The sequence below is a fragment of the Sphingobium anseongense genome, assembly GCF_037725245.1.
Lineage (GTDB): Bacteria > Pseudomonadota > Alphaproteobacteria > Sphingomonadales > Sphingomonadaceae > Sphingobium.
Window position 1 is genome coordinate 65,357 of sequence record NZ_JBBJUL010000007.1, and the last position, 25,685, is coordinate 91,041.

At 64.7% G+C, this 25,685-nt stretch carries 22 protein-coding genes; 10 read left to right on the plus strand and 12 right to left on the minus strand.

Going from position 1 to position 25,685, the window contains the following annotated elements; translation table 11 throughout:
- Positions 1-2 precede the first annotated feature (2 nt).
- From kdpB to WG908_RS11150, 4 genes are all read right to left on the minus strand, one after another.
- The gene (kdpB, locus tag WG908_RS11140; protein ID WP_340186656.1) at positions 3-2,018 is read right to left on the minus strand and encodes a potassium-transporting ATPase subunit KdpB; all 2,016 of its coding nucleotides are present in this window, start codon (positions 2,016-2,018) and stop codon (positions 3-5) included.
- A 14-nt stretch (positions 2,019-2,032) separates the two neighbouring features.
- Positions 2,033-3,736, minus strand: a complete 1,704-nt coding sequence (gene kdpA / locus WG908_RS11145; protein ID WP_340186657.1) for a potassium-transporting ATPase subunit KdpA — start codon at positions 3,734-3,736, stop codon at positions 2,033-2,035.
- 13 nt (positions 3,737-3,749) lie between these two features.
- Positions 3,750-3,839, minus strand: coding sequence for a K(+)-transporting ATPase subunit F (gene kdpF, locus WG908_RS16555; RefSeq protein WP_445326706.1), 90 nt, complete (start codon positions 3,837-3,839; stop codon positions 3,750-3,752).
- Between the two features lie 94 nt (positions 3,840-3,933).
- Positions 3,934-4,224: a hypothetical protein gene (locus tag WG908_RS11150; RefSeq protein ID WP_340186658.1), complete on the minus strand. Its 291-nt coding sequence runs from the start codon at positions 4,222-4,224 to the stop codon at positions 3,934-3,936.
- Between the two features lie 140 nt (positions 4,225-4,364).
- On the opposite strand from WG908_RS11150, the gene WG908_RS11155 reads away from it, so the two are divergent.
- On the plus strand, positions 4,365-6,260 hold the full coding sequence (locus WG908_RS11155) for a potassium transporter Kup (RefSeq protein ID WP_445326707.1): 1,896 nt from the start codon (positions 4,365-4,367) through the stop codon (positions 6,258-6,260).
- A gap of 279 nt (positions 6,261-6,539) precedes the next feature.
- Here the strand turns inward: WG908_RS11155 and WG908_RS11160 are convergent, their stop codons facing one another.
- From WG908_RS11160 to WG908_RS11175, 4 genes are all read right to left on the minus strand, one after another.
- Positions 6,540-7,439, minus strand: a complete 900-nt coding sequence (locus WG908_RS11160) for an ROK family protein (protein WP_340186659.1) — start codon at positions 7,437-7,439, stop codon at positions 6,540-6,542.
- Positions 7,436-8,527, minus strand: coding sequence for a glycoside hydrolase family 68 protein (locus tag WG908_RS11165; RefSeq protein ID WP_340186660.1), 1,092 nt, complete (start codon positions 8,525-8,527; stop codon positions 7,436-7,438). Before WG908_RS11165 ends, WG908_RS11160 begins: the two co-directional genes overlap by 4 nt.
- A 73-nt stretch (positions 8,528-8,600) precedes the next feature.
- Positions 8,601-10,715, minus strand: coding sequence for a TonB-dependent receptor (locus WG908_RS11170; protein ID WP_340186661.1), 2,115 nt, complete (start codon positions 10,713-10,715; stop codon positions 8,601-8,603).
- 91 nt (positions 10,716-10,806) lie between these two features.
- Complete coding sequence (locus tag WG908_RS11175) at positions 10,807-12,285, minus strand: MFS transporter (protein WP_340186662.1); 1,479 nt, start codon at positions 12,283-12,285, stop codon at positions 10,807-10,809.
- Positions 12,286-12,402: 117 nt separating this feature from the next.
- Between WG908_RS11175 and WG908_RS11180 the strand changes: the two genes are divergently transcribed.
- Genes WG908_RS11180 through WG908_RS11190 form a run of 3 tightly spaced genes read left to right on the plus strand, consistent with a single transcriptional unit; the run spans position 12,403 to position 15,670 of the window.
- Positions 12,403-13,470 carry a LacI family DNA-binding transcriptional regulator gene (locus WG908_RS11180; protein ID WP_340186663.1) on the plus strand — a complete coding sequence of 356 codons (1,068 nt, stop codon included), beginning with the start codon at positions 12,403-12,405 and terminating at the stop codon, positions 13,468-13,470.
- The gene (locus WG908_RS11185) at positions 13,467-14,681 is read left to right on the plus strand and encodes a serine hydrolase domain-containing protein (protein WP_340186664.1); all 1,215 of its coding nucleotides are present in this window, start codon (positions 13,467-13,469) and stop codon (positions 14,679-14,681) included. The genes WG908_RS11180 and WG908_RS11185 overlap by 4 nt, the downstream gene beginning before the upstream one ends.
- The gene (locus WG908_RS11190) at positions 14,681-15,670 is read left to right on the plus strand and encodes an alpha/beta hydrolase (RefSeq protein ID WP_340186665.1); all 990 of its coding nucleotides are present in this window, start codon (positions 14,681-14,683) and stop codon (positions 15,668-15,670) included. Before WG908_RS11185 ends, WG908_RS11190 begins: the two co-directional genes overlap by 1 nt.
- A gap of 140 nt (positions 15,671-15,810) precedes the next feature.
- Here WG908_RS11190 and trmB read toward each other — a convergent pair whose 3' ends face one another.
- The 4 genes from trmB to WG908_RS11210 all read right to left on the minus strand — a co-directional run bounded on the left by trmB (position 15,811) and on the right by WG908_RS11210 (position 20,059).
- The gene (gene trmB / locus WG908_RS11195) at positions 15,811-16,506 is read right to left on the minus strand and encodes a tRNA (guanine(46)-N(7))-methyltransferase TrmB (protein WP_340186666.1); all 696 of its coding nucleotides are present in this window, start codon (positions 16,504-16,506) and stop codon (positions 15,811-15,813) included.
- A 100-nt stretch (positions 16,507-16,606) separates the two neighbouring features.
- Positions 16,607-17,812, minus strand: a complete 1,206-nt coding sequence (gene metK / locus WG908_RS11200; protein WP_340186667.1) for a methionine adenosyltransferase — start codon at positions 17,810-17,812, stop codon at positions 16,607-16,609.
- Positions 17,813-17,870: 58 nt separating this feature from the next.
- The gene (lnt, locus tag WG908_RS11205) at positions 17,871-19,418 is read right to left on the minus strand and encodes an apolipoprotein N-acyltransferase (protein WP_340186668.1); all 1,548 of its coding nucleotides are present in this window, start codon (positions 19,416-19,418) and stop codon (positions 17,871-17,873) included.
- Positions 19,419-19,423: 5 nt separating this feature from the next.
- Complete coding sequence (locus WG908_RS11210; RefSeq protein WP_340186669.1) at positions 19,424-20,059, minus strand: YqaA family protein; 636 nt, start codon at positions 20,057-20,059, stop codon at positions 19,424-19,426.
- Between the two features lie 112 nt (positions 20,060-20,171).
- On the opposite strand from WG908_RS11210, the gene WG908_RS11215 reads away from it, so the two are divergent.
- From WG908_RS11215 to WG908_RS11240, 6 genes are all read left to right on the plus strand, one after another.
- Entirely contained in the window at positions 20,172-20,960 is a 789-nt protein-coding gene (locus WG908_RS11215; RefSeq protein WP_340186670.1) for a hypothetical protein, read from the plus strand.
- Positions 20,961-21,096: 136 nt separating this feature from the next.
- Positions 21,097-21,486: a winged helix-turn-helix domain-containing protein gene (locus WG908_RS11220; protein WP_340186671.1), complete on the plus strand. Its 390-nt coding sequence runs from the start codon at positions 21,097-21,099 to the stop codon at positions 21,484-21,486.
- 176 nt (positions 21,487-21,662) lie between these two features.
- Positions 21,663-23,954 (plus strand): TonB-dependent receptor, encoded by a 2,292-nt coding sequence (locus WG908_RS11225; RefSeq protein WP_445326711.1) that lies wholly within the window; start codon positions 21,663-21,665, stop codon positions 23,952-23,954.
- A 223-nt stretch (positions 23,955-24,177) separates the two neighbouring features.
- Positions 24,178-24,651: a hypothetical protein gene (locus tag WG908_RS11230; RefSeq protein ID WP_340186672.1), complete on the plus strand. Its 474-nt coding sequence runs from the start codon at positions 24,178-24,180 to the stop codon at positions 24,649-24,651.
- Positions 24,652-24,722: 71 nt separating this feature from the next.
- Entirely contained in the window at positions 24,723-25,052 is a 330-nt protein-coding gene (locus WG908_RS11235) for a hypothetical protein (RefSeq protein ID WP_340186673.1), read from the plus strand.
- A gap of 27 nt (positions 25,053-25,079) precedes the next feature.
- Complete coding sequence (locus tag WG908_RS11240) at positions 25,080-25,583, plus strand: DUF2793 domain-containing protein (protein ID WP_340186674.1); 504 nt, start codon at positions 25,080-25,082, stop codon at positions 25,581-25,583.
- Positions 25,584-25,685 lie beyond the last annotated feature (102 nt).

The window sequence follows — 25,685 nt, forward strand, 5'->3', positions numbered from 1 at the left end:
CCTCAGACGAGGTTGAGGCCGGCGACGGCGAGGTCGATCGCCTTGATGCCGACGAAGGGCGCGATCAGGCCGCCAAGGCCGTACACCGCGAGGTTGCGGGCGAGCAGCGGCCCGGCGCCCATGGGCTTGTAGGCGACGCCCCCGAGCGCCAGCGGCACAAGAGCCGGAATGATCAGCGCATTGAAGATGATCGCCGAAAGAATTGCGCTTTCCGGCGAGGCCAGCCGCATCACGTTGAGCACGCCCAGGCCCGGATAGAGGACAACGAACATGGCCGGGATGATCGCGAAATATTTCGCCACGTCGTTCGCCACGGAAAAGGTCGTCAGCGCGCCGCGCGTCATCAGCAATTGCTTGCCAAGGCCGACGATCTCGATGAGCTTCGTCGGATCGCTGTCGAGATCGACCATGTTGCCCGCTTCGCGCGCGGCCTGTGTGCCGGTGTTCATCGCAACGCCGACATCGGCCTGCGCCAGCGCCGGCGCATCATTGGTGCCATCGCCGCACATCGCGACGAGCTTGCCCCCCTGCTGTTCCTTGCGGATCAGCGCGAGCTTGTCTTCCGGCGTCGCTTCGGCAAGGAAATCGTCCACACCCGCTTCGGCCGCGATCGACGCTGCGGTGAGCGGGTTGTCGCCGGTGATCATCACCGTGCGGATGCCCATGCGCCGCAATTCGCTGAAGCGTTCGCGAACGCCCGCCTTGATCACGTCCTTGAGCGCGATGACGCCGAGCAGGCGGCCATCCTGGGCGACGCCGAGCGGCGTCTGGCCAGAACGGGCGATCTCTTCCGATATCCGGCGCAGTTCCGCCGCCTGCGCGCCGGACGCCGCTTCGGGGTTGGCGCGCAGAATGGCATCGACCGCTCCTTTCTGGATGATGCCGTTCGCGGTCTTCACGCCGGAAATGCGGGTCTGGGCGGTGAAGGGGATGATCTGCGCCCCTTCCGGCAACCGGGTCATCGTCACGCCGAACCTTTCGCGCGCAAGGACGACGATTGACCGACCTTCGGGCGTTTCGTCCGCAAGGCTGGCCAGCATGGTCGCCTGCGCCAGCGCACCGGGCTGAACACCGCCGAGCGGGCGGAACTCGCTGGCCTGGCGGTCGCCGATGGTGATCGTTCCCGTCTTGTCGAGCAGCAGCACATCGACATCCCCCGCAGCCTCGACCGCACGGCCCGACTTGGCCAGCACGTTGAAGCGCACCAGGCGATCCATGCCGGCAATGCCGATGGCGGAGAGCAGGGCGGCGATGGTCGTCGGGATGAGCGTGATCAGCAGCGCCGCCAGAATGGCGACCGGGATGGTGCCGCCGGCGTAGCTGGCGAATGAAGGGATCGTCGCCACCGCAATCAGGAAGATGATGGTGAGGCCGACCAGCAAGATGGTCAGCGCGATTTCATTGGGCGTCTTTTGGCGTTCGGCCCCTTCGACAAGCGCAATCATCCGGTCGAGAAAGCCCTGGCCCGGTTCCTGGGTGACGCGCACCCGGATCGAGTCCGAAATGACGCGCGTGCCGGCGGTTACCGCTGACCGGTCCCCCCCGGCTTCGCGAATCACCGGCGCGCTTTCACCCGTGATGGCCGCCTCGTTGACGGAGGCGACGCCTTCGATCACCTCACCGTCGGCGGGGATGAGGTCGCCGGTGCCGACGATCACCTCGTCGCCGCGCACGAGTTGCGACGCGGGCAGCAGCCGACCGTCGGGCAGGCGTGCGGTCAATTCGCTCTTGGCGGCGCGCAGCGATGCCGCCTGCGCCCGCCCGCGCCCTTCGGCCAGGGCTTCGGCGAATGTGCCGAACAATACGGTGAGCCAGAGCCAGACGATCAACTGGGCCTGAAAGCCGAGCGGCAGCCGTTCGTCGCCGATCAGCAGCAGCACGGTCAGCAGGAGCGCTACCACCGCAGTGGTGAACAGGACCGGGTTCTTCACCAGTTCGCGCGGGTCGAGTTTCCCGAAGGCGTCGCCGATCGCCGGAATGACCAGCTTGGCCGAAAACATGGAGGATGCTGTTGTCATGGTTCGAATATCCCTCAGAACAGCTGGCCGGAGATCATCGCGAGATGATCGGCTATCGGGCCGAGCGCGAGGCTGGGAAGAAAGGTGAGGCCGCCGACGATCAGGATGATGCCGACCAGCAGGCCGACCCACAGCGGGCCGGTCGTCGGGAAGGAGCCTGTTGTTTCCGGCGTGTATTTCTTGGCCGCCAGGCTGCCGGCTATGGCGAGCGCGGGCACGATCATGAAGAAGCGCCCGGTCCACATCGCGATGGACAGAAGGCCGTTGTAGAACGGCGTGCCCGCCGTCAGACCCGCAAAGGCCGAGCCGTTGTTACCGGTGCCCGACGCATAGGCGTAGAGGATTTCGGTAAAGCCATGCGGCCCCTTGTTGAGCGGCGCCGCAAGGCCGGCGGGCATAACGGCGCTAAGCGCGGTGAAGCCGAGGATGCACAGCGGCAGCACCGCAATGGCGAGCACGGCCAGCTTCACTTCCCTGGCCTCGATCTTCTTGCCGACATATTCGGGCGTGCGTCCGACCATCAGGCCCGCGATGAACACCGCGAGCAGCGCGAACAGCAGGAAGCCGTAGATGCCCGCGCCGACGCCGCCGACGACGATTTCGCCCAATTGGATGTTGAACAGCGGGATCATGCCGCCCAGCGCGGTAAAGCTGTCGTGCATGGCATTGACCGCGCCGCAGGAGGCGGCGGTGGTGATGACCGAGAACAGGGCGCTTGCAGCGATGCCGAAGCGGACTTCCTTGCCTTCCATATTGCCGCCGGCGACGCCGAGCTGGTGCAGCACGGGGTTCCCGGCCGCTTCCTGCCAATAGGTGATCCCGGCGCCGGCCAGGAACAGGATCATCATCGCGGCGAGGATCGCCCAGCCCTGACGCGTGTTGCCGACCGTCTTGCCAAAGCACCGGGTCAGGCCGGAACCGATCGCGAAAATCGACAGCATCTGGACAAGGTTCGTCAGCGCGGTCGGGTTTTCGAAGGGGTGGGCGGAGTTCGCGTTGAAGAAGCCGCCGCCGTTGGTGCCGAGCATCTTGATCGCTTCCTGGCTGGCGACCGGACCGAGAATCAGGGTCTGTTTCGCCCCTTCCAGCGAGGTCAGGTCGATGCTGGAGGCCAATGTCTGGGGCACGCCGGCGGCGACAAGGAACAGCGCATAGACGAAGCAGGCCGGCAGCAGCAGGTAGAGCGTTATCCGGGTGCAATCGACCCAGAAGTTGCCGATGGTTCCGGCCTCGCGCCTGGCAAAGCCGCGGAACAGGGCAAAGGCGATGGCGATACCGGTGGCGGCCGACAGGAAGTTGTGAATGGTCAGCCCCAGCATCTGGCTCAGATTGCTCATCACCGCTTCGCCGGCATACCATTGCCAGTTCGTGTTGGTCGCGAACGAAATGGCCGTGTTCATGGCGCCGTCCGACCCGACCGCGGCCAGATCACGAGGATTGAGCGGCAAGACCGCCTGGAGCCGCAGCAGGGCGTAGGTGAACAGCGTCAGCACCAGCTGGAACAGCAGCATGTGCAGCGCGTAGGCGCGCCAGCTCTGTTCGCTGTCGGGCCGGATGCCGGCGAGCCGGTAGAAGCCGCGCTCCACCGGGCCAAGAACGCGGTGCAAAGCTGTCGTTCGTCCGTCATAAAGGGCGAACAGGAACGCGCCCACCGGCTTGGCCAGGGCGACGGTCAACGCTGTGAACAGGAGGATCAGCGTCCAGCCTTCGATGGTCATGGGATGCTTCCGATCAGAATCGTTCAGGCCGCACGAGCGCGGCGATGAGGTAAATGAGAAGACCGGCCGCAGTCAGGCCGGCAAGGGTGAGGGAAAGGGTCACAGCATGCTCCTCAGGCTTTTTCGCAGAGGCGCAGGAACGCCAGCGTGACGAGGAAAAGGCCGCCCAGAAGCGCGAGCCAAAGCAGATCCGTCATTCAATTTTCCTTCCAGTACCACGAGCTGCGTGACGAGATCGGCACCTCTTCGAACAGGCCAGGTCCAAAGAGGGTCAGCGCCAGGCCGCTGGTCAGCAGCACGACAATCCCGAAGCAGACCGCGAATTCGCCCATCGTCGCTTCGTGCGGTGGCGGCGTCGCGGACATTCGATGCGCGACGAGCCCGAGCTTGCCGCAGCCCGCCAGCAGCGCAAGACCCAGCGCCCTGAGCATGAAGTCGGCCGCCCACCAGCGCTCGCCGCGGCGAAGTCGTTCGAAATGAGGTGACATGGGCAGGCTCCCGCACGGCATATGCGGTGTCCCGTTTGCGTCATGCGATCGTTAAGATTCTACCGGGAAGATCGGCCGCGGCATAAAGATTTCGTAAAGTCCGTGGTGCCTCCCCGCGCGCGCGCGTAGACACCCATGCCATGAGCGATATGTCGACGGATGCCGGGGAGCACCACAGCCACAACGAAAGTCTGACGGCGTTGGCGATTGGCGCGATCGGCGTCGTTTTCGGCGATATCGGCACCTCGCCGCTCTATGCGCTGAAGGAAAGTTTTGTCGGCCACCACCCGCTCGCCGTCGATCCGGCGCATATTTTCGGCGTTCTTTCGCTGATCTTCTGGACGATGATGCTGATCGTCACGGTGAAATATGTATTCGTCATTCTCCATGCCGACAACAAGGGGGAAGGCGGCAGCCTCGCTTTGCTCGCAATGATCGGGCGCAAGCTGGGCACGAACCGGTGGAGCCCGCTCGTCGCGACCCTGGGCGTTGTCGCCACGGCCCTGTTTTACGGCGATGCCATCATTACGCCGGCCATTTCGGTGCTGTCCGCCGTGGAGGGCCTGACGGTCGTCAACGAAGGATTTGCGGTTTGGGTGCTGCCGGTTTCGATCGGGATCCTGGTGGGGCTGTTCGCGATCCAGTCGCACGGCACCGCCGTGGTCGGGCGCCTGTTCGGCCCGATCATGGTCATCTATTTCATCGTGCTCGCGGTGCTTGGACTGACCAATATCGTCAAGGCGCCCGAAATGCTGTGGGCGCTCAGCCCCCACTATGCGCTCCAATTCTTCCTGATCGATCCCAAACTCGCCTTTCTGGCGCTGGGATCGGTGGTGCTCGCGGTCACCGGGGCGGAAGCGCTTTATGCCGACATGGGGCATTTCGGACGCAAGGCGATCATGGTCTCGTGGCTTTACATCGCCTTTCCGTGCCTGCTCATCAACTATCTCGGCCAGTCGGCACTGCTGCTCAAGACCCCGGCCGCCGCGGAGAACCCGTTTTTCCTGATGGCTCCCGAATGGGCGCGACTGCCGCTCGTGGCCCTGGCGACGATGGCGACGATCATCGCCAGCCAGGCCGTCATTTCGGGCGCCTATTCCGTGTCGCAGCAAGCCGTGCAGCTCGGCTTTCTGCCAAGGCTCAAGATACTGCACACAAGCGCCAGGGCCGCCGGGCAGATCTATATTCCCGTCGTCAACTGGATGCTGCTGATCCTGGTCATCCTGCTGGTGCTGGGCTTCAAGAGCTCCGGCAACCTCGCCGCGGCCTATGGCATCGCCGTGACGGGCACCATGTTCATAACGGCCTGCATGCTGGGCGTCCTGACCTTCGCGGTCTGGAAATGGCACCCGCTTCTGGCGACGGTGGTGACCGGGTCCTTCCTGGTCGTCGATGGCCTGTACTTCGCTTCGAACGTCACCAAGATCCCCGATGGCGGCTGGTTCCCATTGCTGGTGGCGGCCATTGCGTTCACCTTCCTCACCACCTGGGCGACAGGGCGGCGGCTGATGCGCGAGCGCCTGGAAGAAGGGGCCATGCCGATCAATGTGTTCCTGAAGTCGATCGGCCACAAGGTGCGCCGGGTGTCAGGCAGCGCGATATTCCTGGCCTCAAGCTCGGAGGGGATCCCGCCCGCGCTGCTTCACAATCTCAAGCACAACCACATCCTGCACGAGCGCGTGGGCATCCTTACCGTCGTGACCGAGGGAGTGCCGCACGTTCCGCCAGAGGGGCGGCGCGAAGTCGACGATCTGGGGCATGGCTTCTATCGCATCGTCCTGCGCTACGGCTTCATGGACGAGGTCGACGTTCCGGCGGAACTCGCCATCGAGGATCGCGCGGGCGGGCCGTTCAGGACGCTGGACACGAGCTATTTCCTGGCCAGGCAAACGCTGATCGTTTCAAGCAGGCCCGGCATGGCGATCTGGCGCGAAAAGCTGTTCGCCTGGATGGTGCGCAACGCCGAAAGCGCGATGCAGTTTTTCAAGCTGCCAACGAACCGGGTCATCGAACTGGGAAGCCAGGTGGAAATCTGAAGGCCAAGCGGTTCATCACGCGGCTTTTGGCGGGTCCCATGGGAACGGGCCGTAAGCATCGGCCGTGGCGAAGGCTTCGGGCAAGAGCGACGAAAAGCCTTTGGCCTGTCACCGCCTGCGATAGCGGAAGTACCAGACGACAGGCACGGACCCCTGGTCCCATTCTACCCCCTCGCCAGGGAGTCGGACGATTGGAAGCTCCACTTCCCGCGCCGGTCGTGACTTCCATAAGATCCGCACTCCGGTCAGTCGTCGCGATGCTGAGCGCGGTTTCCGCTTTTACTTGAGCTTCCCGTCAAGCTGCCCCGCGGCGATCAGCCCGCCCGCCAGTCCCGCGTCGCGCAGGGCGCATGGCACGATATAGCCGGCCCAGTCTCCCGACCGAACCACGTCGATATAGCCATTCACCAAATCGGCAGCCTTGCTGCGAACTTTGCCCAGCAGCAAAGGCGTGTCCATTACCCCGCCGCCCATCACGATCCGGTGCGGCCTTGCCACCAGGGTCAGGTTGACGACCAGATGGGCGACATAATGGGCAATGATGTCGATCGCCGCAGGCTCCGCGACAGCATCGAGCGGCGCTCCCCATCGAGCCTTGATCGCCGGGCCGGCCGCCATTCCCTCGATACAGTCGCCATGGGCCGGACAGCCTCCATCATAGGCGTCGCCCTGCGCGCGCGGGCAGACCATATGTCCCGCCTCCGCATGGCCAGCCCCGATGACGATTTCGCCATCGACGCACAGAGCCGCACCAATGCCCGTTCCCACGGTGACGTAGGCGATCGACGGTGCGCCCAGACCCGCGCCTGCCGTCGCCTCGGCCAGCGCGGCCATGCCGACGTCCGTCGACAAAGCGACCGGCACCTGTCGGGACGAAAACATCTCGATCAAGCTGACCCCGCGCCACAAGGGCTTGGGCGTGTTTCCGATCAGGCCATAATCTGGCCGAGACCTGTCCAGCTCAACCGGGCCGAACGCGGCGATGCCGAGCGCGGAAAACGCACCATGCCGCTGCTGCAGATCGTCGAGCGCCGCATCGATCAGCATGGATGTTTCCGGCGGAGCAGCGGTATCGATACGGACGGAGTCCACTATCGTCCCGTTTCGATCTCCGACCGCGCAAATGATCTTCGTGCCGCCCAGTTCTACCGAAGCGAGCAAGGGCGATGCTGTCGTCATAGGCTCTGAGCCGTTGCCCGCTCCCCGTTGAGGACGAGGCGCATCATGGGGGCGATCGTGCCCACGAATATGGGGGGCGCGGATGGCATTCCGGGCAAGAGGTCGGCGAAGCTCACCACGGACAGGTCGTTCAGCACCTGCCACGCGTAGGTCTGCGATGGAGCCTCGCTGGGGTTGCGCATCACCAGGCCATTGCCGTTGATCGGGACATACGGCCCCATCATCGCGGAAGCGACCATGCCATACAGGCCGGTTGGCGCGTCGATCCGCGGATGGAAGGTGTGGGATTGCGTGGACCAGAAGAGATAATATCGCCCCTCGAAAATGATGGCATGGGGACGTTCCAGTTCCATGTTCACCCCGACCGCGCTGATCAGCGGTGGTTGGGGTATCCAGCGCGATCCGGCGCGCCGCGCGACGCCGACTACGCCGTTGTAGCGTTCGTCTTCGCGCGGGGATGAACCCGCGAACAGCATATATTCCTCGCCGCCCGCCGGATCGGCGACGATATAAGGGTCGCGGAAGGCGGTCATGAAGCCGGGCGCCGCTTTCGTCTCGGTCGCGGGGCGATACCATGTCCCATCCGCTTCGAGGCATTCACGATGATCGGTCCAATCGGTTGTGACGATGGGCGTCCCTGGGCGCAGCTTTCCATGCGCCTCGAAGATCCGCTGCCGATATGTCGTCGCTGTTTCCCCACGTTCGCCGGCGGCGGTGTAATAGAGCGTAAGGGACCCTGTCCGCGCATTGAGGAAGGCGCAGCCCGACCATTCGCGACTGCCCGCGCTGAAACCGTCGGGCAACAGATTTCCCTCGTCGCGCCACATGGTTCCCGTCACCGACAGCAGCCTGATGCGCGCCCGATCATGGCGCTGGTCGCGCGAAAGATGATCGGGAGCGGAAAGCGCCATCCAGAGCTGACGCCTGTCGACCGTCGCCACCTCGCCACCAGCGTCATAGACCGGCCAGAAGTCCCAGAGATGAAGTCCCGCGACCAGCTGCCTCAAGCTGCCGGCGGGAATGGCCGGGATGACAGTATGGGTGTCGCCACGGCTGCGCAATAGGCTGGCCGTCCAGCTCGACGTCATGATAGCTATTTCTCCGGTTTTCAAAAATTCGGCGTCGACCCCGTGCAGGAGGCCGACGCCGATCACCTGCGGCCTATTTTACGCTTGCCGTCAGGCGAAGTCCGATGGTGCGAGGGAAGGGACCCGCGAACAGCGTGGAGTTCCGCACGAATGTCGGACGCCGGCTGTCGCTAAGATTTTCGCCAAACAGCGACAATTTCCAATCGCCCCTGCGCAGCCCTATCGATCCCGCGAACAGCGTCGATGACGGCACGATATAGCCATCGTTCATCAGGCGATTGCCACCTGTGGAGGCGGATGCGTTCATCGTCAGGTCCAGTCGGTCGCCGATCGGATGACTATAGTCCACATCCACCCGTGTGTTGAACTTCGCGGTGTTGAGCATCCTGCCGTCCTGCCGGATCGCCGGGGCGCCCGCCGCGACCAGCGGATTGACGTCCAGGAACTTGGAGTCGTTGACATTGCCAGTGAAGCCGAGCGCCAGTCCCTGGACCGGCGTCTTCCAGCGGACTTCCAGATCGATGCCGTTGGAGCGCGCGTTGCCCAGCGTCGCGAAGCCCGGAATGAACAGCGTGGACGTATTCAGGCCCGATTGGAGATTCTTGTATCTGACCGAGTAGAGATTGAGCCCGACCTGCAGATCATCGCCGGCCAGCCGGGCCTTGATGCCCAGCTCATAGTTGATCAGCCGGTCCGGCCGCACACCCTGGCTGGAGATGATCCCGTCCTTCGCCAGGGCATCGACCTGGAACTGTGACTGGACGATGCCGCTGCGAAAGCCGGTGCCCGCGTTGAAGAAGATGGTGAGATCCTGGTTGGGATAATAGGAAAGGTTGGCGCGCCAGGTGGTGATCCTGGCCTTGGCACCGCCCGGATTGACGGCCCGTGTGCCCAGCACGGTCTGATCGTTCACCGACCGGCGATCATCGTCGAAATAGCGCAGCCCGACGAGCGGAACGAGCTTGCCGTCGAACAGGTCGTAGCTGGCCTCGCCGAACACCGCCCAGTTCTTGGTTCGGGTGATCGTGTCGCCGATCACGAACGGGATGCCGCCCAGATTGAGGTCGAAGTTGAAGGTTCCCTTGGCCTTGGAATAGATCGAGCCGATGAACCAGTGCAGCGGCCCGGCGCCATTCGAGGTTAGCCGTGTTTCCTGTGAGAAATTATAGGACGGATAGCGGTTGACGAGCGGCGAGTCCGGCGCCACCGCGGCGAGATAGCCAGTGCTGCCTTCCAGATAGGAGGTGCTGCTCGACAGGGTCGCGAACCCCAGGTCATATTGCATGCTGAGGCTGTAGATTTCGAAATTGGTCTTCTCGAAGCCCTTGACCCCGCCGTAATTGGTGATGGTTGGCGGATCGAGCGAGTTCAGGCTCTGCGTGTAGCCCTGCTGGCCTTCGAAATGCCAGATCTGGGCCTGCGCCTGAAACGTGTCGGAAGGCTTCCACAGCAATGTCGCGCGGATGTCGCTGTTGTTGATGTAGTTGGCGTCCTTCGCCCTCGGCGCGCCGACCGCACCGCCGCTGTAGACATCGACGTAACCCGCCCGATGATCGTAGCCGCCGCTCACCCGCAATGCCAGTGTGTCCTTCACGATCGGCACGGATATCGCGCCTGCCAACCCGTAATTCAGGCCGCCCGCTTCCCTGGTCGTTGAAGCATTGGCGTCGATCTGCGCTTCCGCCTGAGTCAGGTTGGGGCTGCGCGTATGGTAGATGATCGTTCCGCCCATCGATCCCTGGCCGTAAAGCGTGCCCTGCGGTCCGCGCAGGACTTCGATCCGGTCGAGGTCGAGGAAGCGCACCGGCGGCGCGAAGCCGATATTGGGGATGGCGAAGGGGGCATCGTCCAGATAATAGCCGATCAGCGGATCGCCGACGGCGCCCCCCGCGCCCGACCCGCGCAAGGAATAGGCCCTCAGCAACGAACCGACCTGCTCCAGCGGCGCGGCGCCGGGGATCAGCGCAACCAGGTCCCCATTGTCCTTGACGCCCTTCGATGCCAGCGCCTCACCGGTGAAAGCCTGGATGGCGAGCGGCGCCTTCTGCAGCGTCTGCTCGCCCTGTTTGGAAGCCGTGACGATGATGTCGTCCGGCCTGGAGTCGTCATCGGCCGCCGTCTGGGCGTGTGCGGCCCCCACGATCATCGCAACGGATGCCGCCGATACCAGAAATCTCAATCCCCTCATTCTATCCTCCCTCGGGCGACATATATGACGCTCTGCAATCGATTGCCTAAAGCATCGTGCAATCGAATGCAAGTGCAATCGAATGCACGACTCATTCAACTGCGGGGACATTTCCCGCCTCGCGATCGCGCAGGTCGCGGATCAGGGCTTCATGCCTTCGGCGGTCCAGCCGGTAGGCCAGAAAGAAAGGCGCGCCCGCAAACAGCAGAACCGCCAATCCCGGACCCCAGAGCAGCCCGAGGCCGACGACCGTGGCCGACGGCAGGCTGGCCAGATCGGACGGAGCATGGGCGGCCGGAAAACCGATCCATTTAAGGCCGAGCCCAGCCAGCATCGAGCCGACGCCAGTCGCCGCCTTGGCCGCGAAGGTCAGCGAAGCATAATAAAGGCCTTCGCAGCGGACGCCGAAAAGATGATCATGTTCATCGATCGCATCGGCCGCCATCGAATAGAAACAGATGAAGCAGAGGTTGGAGCAGATCCCGAAAACGGCGCCGTTGGCGATCAGCAGGCCCAGCAGCGGATTTCCATGCGGCAAGATCCCGGTCATGTTGAGCAGCGGGAGCGACCCCTGCGTGACCGCGAGCAGGATGATGGCGACCAGCGCGCCGGTCCGTTTTTCCACATGCCGCAAAAGCTGAACGGCGAATGGGGTGCCGATCAGCATGCCGACGGGCAGGGCGAGCGTGGGAAGCTGAATCTGCTCGGCGCTCAGTCCCCAATAGAAGCGGTAGGCGTGGAGATTGAGCGCCAGCGCGCTGCCTGAGCCGATCAGCACGATGATGGCGCCAGCGAACAATTTCATGAAGGTCGGGTTGTGCAGCAGCTGGCTGATGTCGCGGAGGAAGCCATCAGCCGCCCCTGCAAGGCCTCTTTCGCCATGTCCTGGAGGAAGCGCGCGAACCTGGCGGGAGACGCCCAATATGCAGATCAGTCCGGACAGGATGGTCAGAAAGGCTATCAGGAGGCCAAGAAGCGGATAGGCCTCTCGCTCCTGCAAACCGCCGCGACCGGAAAATATCAGGCTGAAGGCTGGGCCGAGGCAGGCGAACGTGCCCAGGACGATGAAGATCGACCGGTAGGCCATGATGCTGGAGCGTTCGCGATAATCGTCCGACACCTCCGCGGCCAGGGCCGAATAGGGCAGGCTGAAGACGGAAAGCGATACCCGCACGACGATGTTCAGCCCCAGCACATAGGCGAACAGCATAGATGCCCCCATGCCGGAGGGCAGGGCGAACAGGGCCGTGATACTGGCGGCGAGCGGCGCCAGCGCGCCGGCCATGAAGGGCAGCCTGCGTCCCCAGCGCGATCGATAATGGTCGGAAATGGCGCCGATCAGCGGATCGGCGACCGCGTCGATCGCCAGCGACAGGAACAGTATGATCCCCGCGAGATCGGGGGAAATGCCGCAGACGGTCGTGAGATAGAAGAGGAGGAAGGTGCCCAGTGCGGCCTGCGTCGCGGCATCGACCATCTGGCCGGAGCCATAGGCCAGCTTGAACCCCGCTCCGAGCTTCGTGACTGAAGCGCCGTTGTGCGACCCGTCGCGATCCTGCTCCTGCGCCATGCAGCTTCCTCCCATTATGTCTTGCAATCGTTTCCATATTCGCCGGCGAGGATTTATGCAATCGATTGCCAACGGCTGGCTTGTCGTCTAAGGAGTCATGGAAAGGCGAGGGAGAAGATGGTGGTAGGTGGAAAAGGCCGTGGTGCAACGCTAGCCGATGTGGCGCGCGCCGCCAATGTTTCGCCCTCCACAGCATCGCGCGCGCTCAATGACAGTCCGCTGATTCCCGATGCCACCAAGGCGATCGTGCGGGAGGCCGCGCGGAAGCAGAATTATCGGGTCAACACGACCGCCCGGAACCTGCGGCGGCAGACTTCATCGACCGTCGCTCTGGTGCTTCCGGCCGATCCGGAAAGCGGCCAGATGGTTTCCGACCCGTTTTTCCTCGATATTCTTGGCGCGGTGGCGGACGCGCTGCAGGAAAAGAAATATGATCTGCTGCTAAGCACCACTGGCGCCCATCCGGACCGATGGTTCGAAGACTTCATCATGTCGCGCCGCGCCGATGGCCTGATCGTTATCGGGCAGGCGCATCATGCCGATGCGCTGGAACAACTCGCCGGGGAAGGGGCGCCGGTGGTCGTCTGGGGCGCCGCCGCCACCGGACTGCCTTATTGCAGCGTGGGAAGCGACAATCTGGCCGGCGGCGATATCGCGACATCGCATCTGCTCGCGCTCGGGCGACGGCATATCGCCTTCCTGGGCGATACCGACCTGCCGGAGGTGGCGCTTCGTTATGAAGGCTATCGCCGCGCGCTCGCCGCGCAGGGTCTGTCGGCCGACCCGGCCCTGCTGAGCCGCACGCCCTTCACGCGCGAGGGGGGCGCCGCCGCCATCAATCGGCTCGCCGACAGCGGGACCAGGTTCGACGCGGTCTTCGCCACCAGCGATCTGCTGGCGATGAGCGCGATCCAGAGCCTGCAGGCGCGAGGGATCGGCGTGCCGCAGGATGTATCGGTGGTCGGCTATGACGACATCCAGATGGCGGCCCATTACAGCCCCGCGCTGACCACCATCAGCCAGAACATTGCCTTGGGAGGGACGCTGCTGGTGAACAAGTTGATGGATCTGATGGCGGGTCAGCCAGCGGGCACGGACGTGCTGGAACCACGGCTCATCATTCGCCAGTCCTGCGGCAGTCCGGTCATGTCGGGCGGAACCGCGCCCGCCGGGGATCGCGCGTGAAACCCGGCTCGATGGCGGCGCAGGGTTCGAGCGCAGCGGGCGGGGCCATCGCCCATGGCTGGGCATCGCCTGACTTCGCCCCTGCTGCCGAAGCCTTTGCAAAGGTCCTCGCCAGCGGCGCGGAATTGGGTGCCGCCTGCTGCGTCTATTATCAGGGTGAGCCAGTGCTCGACATGTGGGGCGGGGTGGCTCGCCTGCCCGATCAGGCTCCGTGGACAGCGGACACGCTCATTCCCGTCTTCTCGATCTCCAAGGGCGTGTCCGCGCTCTGCGTTCTCACCCTTGTCGATCAGGGGGTGATCGACCTGGACGAACCGCTCGCCCGCTACTGGCCCGAATTCGCGGTCCATGGCAAGGATGTCATCACCGTGCGGGAAGCGTTGGCGCACCGGGCAGGGGTTCCGGCGCTGGATGGTGAAGTCAGTTTCGCGGATCTGCGCGACACGGTCGCCTGTTCCGCGCGACTCGCCGCGCAGGAGCCCGCCTTCACGCCCGGCAGTTCTCACCTCTACCATGCCCTGACGATCGGCTGGATCACCTCGGAACTGGTGCGGCGCGTCACTGGCCTCTCGCTTGGCCGCTTCTTCAGGGATCGGATCGCGGCCCGGCTCGATCTCGACATCTGGTTCGGCCTGCCCGCCGAACAGGCGGGGCGGGTGGGTAGCGTGGAGCCGCCGGAATTATCCGGCTTCATCCGGGAGCTTTGCCCGCCGGGCTCCCTGCCATGGCGCGCGATAACGCTGAACGGCCTGCTTCCGCTTGAACTGGCCGGCCCTGGCACGGGCTTCAACGATCCCCGCGTCCAGTCGGTGGAGATGGCAGGCGGAAACGGCATCGCCACGGCCCGCTCGCTGGCCCGGCTTTATGCGGCGACCATGGCGCCGCTGAACGGCGATCGACTTCTGTCTTCTGCGACGATCGCCGACGCCTGCCGCCCGGTTTCGACGGGTCCCATGTGGGGAACCGAGGTTGAAGGGCCAAATTGGGGAGCCGGTATAATGCTGCCTTCGCCGATGCAGCCGATGCTGGGGGACGGTTCCTTTGGCCATGACGGCGCGGGCGGGTCCCTTGCGTTCGCGCACCCTGCCAGCGGCATCAGCTTCGCTTACGTCCGCAATCGCATGGCAGCGGGCGGCATCATCGATCCGCAGGTTTATGCCGTGATCGATGCGCTAGGCTCTTGCATCGCGCAGGCGGGAGGCAAGTCATAATGGCGCTCGATCCTTTGCTCAGGTTATTGCTGCGTCTCGTCCCGTCAGTGCCCCCTGGCCCGGTGGACTGGCGTCAGATCAGGGAAACGATCCGCAAGGCGACGCCGATGATGCGAGGGCCATTCGGGCGACTGGCCGTCGGGCCGGTGGAGGACAGGACCGCGCCTGGCCTCGCGGGAGAGGTGCCGCTGCGCATCTACCGTCCCAAACGTGCGGCCAGTAAATCGACCTTGCTCTTCATCCATGGCGGCGGCTGGACGACTGGCGATCTCGACGCGTCCGACCAGACCGCGCGCCGCCTGTGCCGTGAACTTGACGTGGTGGTGGTCGCCAGCACGTACCGGCTGGCACCCGAACATCCCTTTCCCGCCGCATATGAGGACGCGATGGCGGCCGCCGTGTGGGTGTTGGACAATGCGGCCGATCTGGGTGGCGACCCGCATGCCGTATCGATCGGAGGAGACAGCGCCGGCGCCAATCTGACCGCCGCCGTCTGCATCGGACTGCGGGACCGTGATGATGAGGCGCTGGGCCTCTCTCCCGTCGGCAGCGTCCGCGCCGGGATGCGATCGCAGCTTCTGCTTTATCCCTGTGTCGACTTGCGGCCGAGCGCCTGGGATCTGCCATCGCGCATCGCCGACGCCGACCCCGGCCTGCGCCGTGATCCTACCGAGCAGACCATGGCCGCCTATCTCGGCGGCGCCGATCCCACGAACTGGCGCCTGTCTCCCTTGGTTGCTCCATCCCACGCGGACTTGCCTCCCGCCCTGGTCGTAGTGCTGGAGGTCGACCCGCTTCGTGACGAGGCGCTGCTTTATGCCGACAAGCTGAAGGGCTCGGGCGTCGCCGTCGATGTCATGCTGTTCGAGCATCTGACCCACGGTTTCATGTATTTGGCGGGATTGCTTCCGGCCGCTCGCCGTGCCTTCAGGTCGGTAGTACGGCGCTTCGGGCCACTATTGGCGGGCCAGGGCGCAGGCGGCAATTAGCCACCAATTGGGCGAAGGTCCTTTGATGACCTGCGGGCGTTCCGTCGATGTCGACATCGATCGTGCCGCCGCAGCGCGCTATGGCATCCGAGTCAGGATGATGAAAGGATGCAAATCCGGCAATCGCGGCGAAGAACGCTCTATTTACGCCGGTATCGAAAGTACCAGACCTCATGGCCGAGGCGGCGGGCCTTGGCTTCGTAGCGGGTTTCCGGCCAGCCGCCGGGGCGGTTCTGGAAATCCTTCGGCTCGTTCGCCAGCCAGTCGAAATCGGGATGGCCGTTCATCACCATCATCGCCCAGCGCAGATAGACGGGATGATCGGTGCCGAAGCGGAATTCGCCGCCGGGCTTCAGCTTGCGCGCGATCATCGCGACCGGGCCGGGGTTCATCATCCGCCGCTTGGCGTGCCGCGCCTTGGGCCAGGGATCGGGATGGAGCAGATAGACGAAGCTCAAGGCGCCGTCGGGGATGCGGGCCAGCACGTCCAGGGCGTTACCCATGTGGATGCGGACATTGCCGAGCGCGGCGTCGCGGACATGCGCGAGCGCGGTGACGACGCCGTTGAGGAAAGGTTCGCAACCGATAAAGCCATGGTCGGGCAGAAGGTCGGCGCGATAGGCGAGATGTTCGCCGCCGCCAAAGCCGATTTCGAAATGCAGGGGGCGATCATAGCCAAAGAGGCTGGCGGCGGTGATCTCGCCTTCGTCCGGCACCGAGATGGCGGGCAGGAGGGAGTCGACCAGTTCCTGTTGGCCGGCGCGCAGCTTGTGCCCCGACTGGCGGCCATAAAGGCGGTTGAGCGTCGTGGGATCGCCGGATTTATGCGCTGTCATGGCGGCGGCGGATAGCGGCAGGCGGCAGCGGGGGCAAGCGGTTGCTTGGCAGGGCGATCGGGCGCCGTCCCGGCTTTCGCCGGGACGGCACATTCCGATGTCAGAGAGCGGCCTTGAGATCCTCGACCAGATCGATCCTTTCCCAGGGGAAGAAGTCGCCTTCGGGGTCGCGGCCGAAATGGCCGTAGGCGGCGGTGCGCTGGTAGATCGGCTTGTTGAGGCCAAGATGGGTGCGGATGCCGCGCGGGGTCATGCCGCCCAGCTTTTCGATCCGCCCGATCGCCGCTTCGATCGCGTCGTCACCGACGGTTCCGGTGCCGTGGGTGTCGACATAGAGCGACAGCGGCCTGGCCACGCCGATGGCATAGGCGAGCTGGATCGTGCAACGTCTGGCGAGGCCGGCGGCGACGATGTTCTTTGCAAGATAGCGAGTGATGTAGGCGGCCGAGCGATCGACCTTGGTCGGGTCCTTGCCGCTGAACGCGCCGCCGCCATGGGGCGATGCGCCGCCATAGGTGTCGACGATGATCTTGCGGCCGGTGAGGCCCGCGTCGCCGTCAGGCCCCCCGATTTCGAAGCTGCCGGTCGGATTGATATGATAGACGGTTTCGTCCGACAGCCATGATGCGGGCAGCAGGTCGGCGACCACCTGCCGGACATAGGCGTGGAGCTGCGCTTCTTTGTCGCCCTGGTCATAGCCGGGCGCATGCTGGGTCGACACGACGATGGCGGTCGCGGCGACGGGCTTGCCGCCTTCGAAGCGCAACGTCACCTGGCTCTTGGCGTCGGGTTCCAGGAAGGGGGCCACGCCCGAATGCCGGTCCTGCGCCATGCGGTGCAGGATGCGGTGGCTGTAATAGAGCGTCGCGGGCATCAGGTCGGGGGTTTCATCGCAGGCGAAGCCGAACATGATGCCCTGATCGCCGGCGCCTTCATCCTTGTTGCCGCTGGCGTCGACGCCCTGGGCGATATGGGCGGACTGGGCATGGAGGTTGTTTTCGAACCGGAAGGTCCGCCAGTGGAAGCCGTCCTGTTCGTAGCCGATGCGCTTGACCGTTTCACGCACAGTCTTTTCGATCTCTTCCCGCGCGCCGGGCGCCCACTGGTCATTTTCGAACACGCCCTTGCAGCGGATTTCGCCGGCGAGGACGACGAGCTGGGTGGTCGTCAGCGTTTCGCAGGCGATGCGGGCCTCAGGATCCTTGGACAGGAACAGGTCGACGACGGCGTCCGAAATCTGGTCAGCGACCTTGTCGGGATGACCTTCGGAAACCGATTCCGAGGTGAAAAGATAATTGCTGCGCATGGGACTCCCGTTACCTGATAGCCGAGCAGGGCGATATAAAGAATTTGTTATATGGCTATTAGCCGCGCCTGCCGCGCATGGCAATTGCAATCGCGCCCAACGCCAGCGCGACGACAAGCGCCGCCCAGTTGCCGACGCGCGCGAACAGGGGCGGCGGCAGCGCGGGGGGCAGGCCGGTGTCGAGAAAACCGGCGCGATCATGGCCGATCGCGGCGCGCACCTGGCCGCGCGCGTCGATGATCGCGGAAATGCCGGTGGGGGTCGAGCGGATGACGGGCAGGCCTTCCTCGATCGCGCGCAGGCGGGCCTGCGCCAGATGCTGGACCGGACCCCAGCCACCGAACCAGGCGTCGTTGGACGGGTTGAACAGGAAGGCGGGGCGATGGGCGGCATCGACGACATGGCCCGAAAAGATGATTTCGTAGCAGATCTGGACGCCCATCGGCATTTCCGGCCGGCCGATCGCGCCCGGCAGGGTCAGGCTTTGCGGGCCGGGACCGGGCCAGAAATCCGCATCGCCCGGCACCAGCCGCGACAGGCCGATCGGCTGGAGAATCGAGCGGAGCGGCAGATATTCGCCATAGGGGACCAGATGCGCCTTGTCATAGCGGCCCGCGAGCCGGGCGTCGGGGGTGACGATGAAGAGGCTGTTGTTCGCGCCGGCAAGGACGCGATCGGTGTAGCCGCCCATGTCGCGGTCCTTGAAATAGACCTTGGTGCCGCCGGTCATCAGCAGATCGCCGGGGCCAAGGAGCGAGGCGAGCCGATCGCGCCATTCCGGTTCCATGTCGAGATAGGCCGGGATCGCTGCTTCGGGCCAGAAGATGAGGCGCGGGGCGGGGCGGGGCCGACCCGACAGAGTGGCGAGCTTGCGGAAGTTCACCTGTTCGAGATGCGCCGAATATTTTTCCGCCTGGCCGATATTGGGCTGAACGACGCGGATGCGCGGCGCGCCGGCCGGAACCGGCGGAGCGGGCACGAGCAGCCCCCAGAGGGACAGGGCGACAAGCGGAGCGGCGAGCGCCGCGGCAGCGCGGAACTGGCGCTGGAGCAGCAGCAGCGGCACGCCGCTACCCAGGATGACGAGCGCGCCGAGGCCGTAGGTGCCGATGAGCGTCGAGGCGATCGCAAGGCCGGTGGGCAGCGCGACGACGCCGAGCGGGTTCCAGGCGAAGCCCGTGAACAGGGTGGCGCGGAGATATTCGGCGGCCAGCCAGAGCGCGGCGAACAGGAGGATGCGCGAAGGCAGCGCAAGCGCCAGGCGGCGACCGGCCCACCATGTCGCCAGCGTGGCGAACGCGGGATAGATGGCGAGATACAGCGACAGGAGGACGACGGCGCCATAGCCGAACCAGTGAGGCATCATGTCCTGAAAGGTGAAGGCGAAGGCGATCCAGTTGAGGCCGAGAGTGAAATGGCCGACGCCGAACAGCCAGCCGCGCAGGGCGGCGGCGCGGCGGTCGGGCGCGGCGTCGATCAGCACCATCAGCGTCGCGAGGCAGGCGAGCGTGACCGGCCAGAAATCAAGTGGGGCAAAGCCCGTCGCCGACAAGAAGCCGGCGAGCAGCGCGGCGACGCGGGGATGGCGGAGCAGGGCGAAGCGCACGAGCGTCAGCGGATCGTCGCCATGGTCGCGCGGCTGCAGGCGTCGGCCTTGTCCCCGCCGCCCGACAGCATCGACGCGGCGACGAAGCCGCCGACGATCAGGACCAGGAAGAGCGCCGAGAGCCAGGCAAGATATCTTTCGATGAACGCCTTGATCGGGCGGCCGAATTTCCAGAACAGGAAGCCCACCAGCATGAACTGGAACGCGCGCGAGAGGATGCTGGCCCACAGGAACGTCACCAGCGGCAGGCCGATGAAGCCCGCAGTGATGGTGATGAGCTTGAACGGGATCGGCGTCGCGCCCTTGATCAGGATGATTTCGGCGCCATATTCGCGCAGATAGCAGGCCGCGACCGGGAATTTGGCGGCAAGTCCGAGCGCGGCCAGTATCTGTTGGCCCAGCGCTTCGTAAAGGAAATAGCCGATCGCATAGCCCAGCAGCCCGCCCAGCACCGAAGCGAGGGTGCAGATGAAGCCGAAGCGGATCGCGCGTTCGGGGCGCGCGAGGCACATGAGGCCGAGCAACGGGTGCGGCGGTATCGGGAAAAAGCTGGATTCGAGGAAACTGATGACGAAAAGCCAGCGTTCGGCATGGGCGTGCGCCGCCTTGGCCAGGGTCCATTGGTAGAGCCGGGTGAGCATCGAGCGGGGACCTAGCCGAGATCGTTTCCGCTCGCCAGCGCTTTTGCTGTTCCAGGCTTTTGGGCGGGTTGCGGCGGGGGGCGACGTGCGCCTATGAGCGGAGCCGTGCGAGATGAGGCAGACATGCGGCCCAAGGGCAACCCCGACGGTGCATGAGCGGGTGACGGCGCCGCAGGGCACGGGCGGCCGCTATGGCGATGCCGGAGACGCGCGAGGGCGCGCGCTGGGGCTGGCGCTCGCGGTCATGATCAACACGCTGCTGCTGTTCGCGCTGCTGACGGTCGCGCCCAAAATCTGGGAACCGAAAAAGGAGCGGCGGATGCCGGTCAGCTTCACCCTGTCGGACGATCCCAAGCCGGGCAAGACCGCCGCGCCCAGGCAGGCCGCGCCGGAAAAGACGCCCGATGCGGAAAAACCGGTGACGCCCCGCCCGGTCGAGCGCGTGCCGCCGCCGGAAACGCCGGCGTTGCCCTTCATCGTCATGAGCCGCGAGGACATGGCGTCGGGCGACATCGGCAAGCTGGCCAGGCGCGGCGGCGGCGCGAGCGCGGCCGGAGCGGACAGCGCGGCTGCCTATGGCCCCGGCGAAGGACCGGGCGGCGAGCGGCTGTATGACGCCGAATGGGTGCGCGAGCCGACCGACGCGGAGCTTGGCCCCTATATGCCCGCCAATGCGCCGCCCGACGGATGGGGGCTGGTCGCGTGCAAGACGGTCGAGCGGTTCCGCGTCGAAAATTGCCAGATCTTGGGCGAGCATCCGCTGGGGTCGGGGCTGGCCAAGGCGGTGCGGCTGGCCGCGTGGCAGTTTCTGGTCCGTCCGCCCCGGATCGGCGGCAAGGCGCAGGTGGGAGAGTGGGTGCGGATCAAGATCGATTACAAGGAACGGCGGGTAGTGGAGTGAGGTGGCGGCACGGCGATAATCCTGGTCGCCGGCGGGAGGCCATGGCATCATGGCCGACAGCAAACTTTCCTTCGCCCCGGATTTTCGGCTATTCAGCCACCATGAGTGTCATCCTGCCTAATCGGATCGTCGGTACGTGCGCGTCGGGCCGCTGAAAATCAAATTGCAGTTGTTATGCGGCGACGGCTTCGCGATGGGGCCGGGCAAGGCGGACCTGTTGGAAGCGATCGACATGGAGCAGTCGATCTCAGGCGCGGGCCGCGCGCTGGGGATGAGTTATCGTCGCACCTGGCTGCTGGTGGACGAGATGAACCGATGTTTCCAGGATAAGCTCGTCGAGACGCTGGCCGGCGGCGGCAGGGAGCGGGGCGCGCGAGTGACGCCGTTCGGGCATCGCGTGCTTGCGGCCTATCGCGCGGCTGAGGTGGAGGCGGCCCGTGTGGGCGACAGCGCAGCCTATGCGGAATTGATCGGGATGCTGCTCGATGAACCGCGCGCCGACAAGCCACAAAAACCGGAAACCTGACGCTCTGCTTTTCTCGATCGAGGGCATGCCGATTGCCCGCCTTGCCCGTCGCGAAAAGCTCTATATATCATAGAATATAGAGATTCGCTGGTGACCACTTGCCGGCAGGCAAAGGGATATTCGTGCGCTTTCATTCCGCTACTCCGCTGTCCTGCGCGGCGGCATTCGCCTTCGTCATGCCTGCCGCAATGGCGCAGGACCAGGCCGACCCGTCCGCCGACGCCGGCAGCAGCAGCGTCCAGCCGATCATCGTCACCGCCCGCCGTCGTGCGGAAGATGCGCAATCCGTGCCAGCGGCGCTTTCCGTGGTCGGCGGGGCGCATCTCGACCGGTCCTATACGGTCAATAGCGGGCAACTGAGCCAGCTGGTCCCCGTGCTCAATTACAGTTCGGCCAATCCGCGCAATACCGCTTTCACCATCCGGGGCCTGGGCAGCAGCGTGGTCGCGGTCAGCCAGGCGAATGACGGGCTGGAGCCAGGCGTCGGCTTTTACGTCGATCAGGTCTATCACGCGCGCCCGGCGACGGCCGCGTTCGATTTTACCGATATCGACCAGATCGAGATAATGCGCGGGCCGCAAGGGACGCTGTTCGGCAAGAACAGCACAGCGGGCGCGATCAGCATCGCTAGCCGCCTGCCCAGCTTCACGAGCCAGGGCAGCGCCGAGCTGTCCTATGGCAGCGACAATTTCCTTCAGGCCAAGGCATCCGTGTCGGGGCCGGTCAGCGACAGGTTGGCATTTCGCCTGTCGGGCCTGTCGACGCGACGGGATGGCGTGATCCGCAATGTCGCGACCGGGCGCAAACAGAATAATATCGGCAATCAGGCGGTGCGGGGCCAGTTGCTCTACAAGCCGTCCAAGGATTTTTTGCTTCGCCTGATCGGCGACTTCGCCAATTTCCAGAGCAATTGTTGCACGCAGGTGCATGTCCGCACCGCACCCACGCTGAAGGTTCCGGCGCGGCAATATGCGGCGCTGGCGGCCAATGTGCCCGGTGGTCCCTATGTGCCGCCAAGTTTCAATCCCTATGACCGGGTGACGGACATTGACGCGCCGCTGAGCGTCAATACGAACGAAGGCGGCGTTTCCGCGATCATCGACCGGACTCTGGGCGAAGCGACGCTGACGTCCGTAAGCGCCTGGCGCTTTTGGAATTGGGATGCAGCCAACGACCGCGACTATACCGGCATCCCGATCCAGTTGATCCAGCATATTCCATCGCGGCAGGACCAATTCAGCCAGGAAGTGCGTATCGCTTCCAGTGGCGACGGGCCGCTGAGCTATGTGGGCGGGCTTTATTTCTTCCGGCAGAAGATCGTCGGACGACCGATCTCCATCTATGGGCCGCGCGCGGCCTACTGGCTGCTGTTTACGGATTCGGATCTGCTCGATGGCTATGGCACCGATGGCCATACCGATTTCCGGTCCGACAGCTATGCCGTCTTCGGCGAGGTCAACTGGCGGCCCGCCGCCCGGCTGACGATCACCGGGGGGCTGCGCTACACCTATGAGGAGAAGGAAGGGACCTACGACAGTTTCACGTTCGGCGGGCTAGCGACCGTGACCGCCGCGCAGCGCACCCAGCAGCTGTCCATCCTGCGCGGGCAGAGCTATGCCGCCAGCGACAGGGATGGCGACGTTACCGGGCGCGCGAACATCTCCTATGCCTTCACCGACGGCGTGCTGGGCTATGCCAGTTTTGCGCGCGGCGCCAAGTCCGGCGGCATCAATATGTCGGGCCTGCCGCTCGACAATAATAATCTGCCGGCGATCAACACCGCGGTGATCAGGCCAGAGAAGACCATCGCATACGAAGTGGGCCTGAAGACAAGCGCGCTGGACCGGCGGCTGATCGTCAACGTCGACGCCTATTATACGCAGGTGAAGGATTACCAGACCAATGTTACCGATACCGGCGCGGCGGTGGCGTTGCGCACCTACCTGGCCAATATTCCCAAGGTGCGGGTGAAGGGCGTGGAGGTGGACGCGATCGCGCAGATAAGCCGCGATTTCCAGTTGCGCGCGTCAGCCGCATACGCCGACGGGGCCTATGTTTCCTATCCCGGCGGTCCGTGCCCCATCGAACGTATCGGCACGGGTGCATCGGCATGCAACCTGTCAGGCCGCGGGCTGCCGGGCCTGCCCGGCTGGTCGGTGACGATCGGGGGTGACTATGCCCGCCAGGTCGGCGCGGCGACTGTTATCCTGCACGCCGATGCCAGTTCGCGCACGAAGAGTTCGAGCGATCCGACCGCTTCGGCCTATACGGTCATCCGGGACTATACGGTCGTGAACGGGAGCATCGGTGTACGCGCCGGCCGTTTCGAGGTGGCGGTGTTCGCGCGCAACCTGTTCAACAGGAATTACATGCAGAACCTGACCATTCAGGTCGGCAATTCGGGTTTGATCGTCGGGACGCCCAGTGATCCCCGCACGATCGGCTTCACATTGCGCATGCAGCAATGACATCAAGGGATGGCGATGGACGCCGCCGTGCCGCCGTCCGTCCCGCGATACCCGGCAATAATAACCTATTTGGAACATTATGGTTGACATCGTCACGCTGATATGGCACATGCGTAGACACTGAGAAATTGTGAGTCGCCGCTGCGGCGGGGTGCGAAGGTCGGTTCCGGGAGGGATCGGCCTTTTTCGTGTCCTGACGCGCTGCGACGAAATGGGGGATCGCATGGCTGGGGACGGGACGGGCGGGTCTGGTGGGGGAAAGCGTAGCGGATCTATCCGCCATTATGCCAAGCAGGGCAGGGCGGTGGTGCTGGACGCCGCATCGGCGATGGCGGCGAGCGAGGAGCGCGGGCCGGACCGGGAGGCGACGGACCAGGCGGCGCCCGAACGGCAGGCTTCAGGGCGGGGCGTGCAGTGGCGGGCGACGCGCAAGGACGGGTGGACGCCGGCCAGGCGCCAATTGTTCATGGAGACGTTGCAGGCGACCGCCAATATCGCCGAGGCGGCGCGCGCGGCGGGCAAGTGTGTCAGCAGCGCCTATACGCAAAAGAAGCGCGATCCGGCCTTTGCCCGCGAATGGTCGCAGGCGCTGGCGGTGGGCTATGACGAATTGTCGGCGCTGTTGTTGCGGCAGGCGCTGTTCGGCGTCGAACAGGAGGAAGTGACGACCGACGCGGCGGGCGAGGTCAAGAGCTGACCATCGCCGCGCTCGGCATCGGCGATGTCGAGCCTGCCGAGGCGACGATCGCGATTACGGGCGACGCGATCATGCCCCCCAGCCCGGTGCATGTGCGCGCGGTGGACGACGGCGCGGGGGGCTGGTCGGTCGGCTGGACGCGGCGCAGCCGCACCGGCTGGCGCTGGATCGACGGGGCAGACGTGCCGATGGCCGAAGAGAATGAACTTTACGCTGTCGAGATAACCGACGGCAGCGGCGCGTTTCGAAGCGCGCAGGTCCCTGTTCCGGCATTTCACTATGACGCTGCGATGCGGAGCGCCGATCTGGCCGCGGGGCATGGGGGGCCGTTTTCGGTCCGCATCAGGCAGATGGGCGCTCACGCGGCCGGTCGGTGGGCCGTAATTTCCCTGGCGGCCTGACTTTTTTCGATTGAAGGAGCATCAGACATGACCATGGAAACCACGCCGCGCTGGGCGATGCCGATGCTGCACGCCGGGCAGGCGCAGAAGGAATTGTTCCACAATGAAGCGCTGGCGCTGATCGACATGCTGTTGCACGGGCGGGCCGAAAGCGCCGATGACAGCGCCCCGCCTTCCAGCCCTGCCGCCGGCCAATGCTGGATCATTGCCGCCGGCGCTTCAGGCGCGTGGGCGGGGCGCGATGACGCGCTGGCCCTCTGGACGCCGGGCGGATGGCGGTTTGTCGTGCCGGAAGAAGGGCTTGCCCTATGGGTCGCCGACCGGGGGCATGCGATGCACTATGACGGAACCGATTGGCATGATGGGGCATTGAGGGCGGACGGACTGTATCATGACGGCGCGCGCGTGGTGGGTGCGCGTCAAACGGCCATCGGCAATCCCGTTGGCGGGACAGTGATAGATGTCGAAGCGCGCGCCGTCATTTCGGCGATATTGGTCGCTATGCGCGCCCATGGTCTGATCAATCCATGAGAGCTGATGATTTCATCACCATTACATTGACGTAGCCTGACGAGCATTTGCGGTTGATTGGAAAGAGATTATAACTGCGGCATAATAGCAACAGTTTAGGCA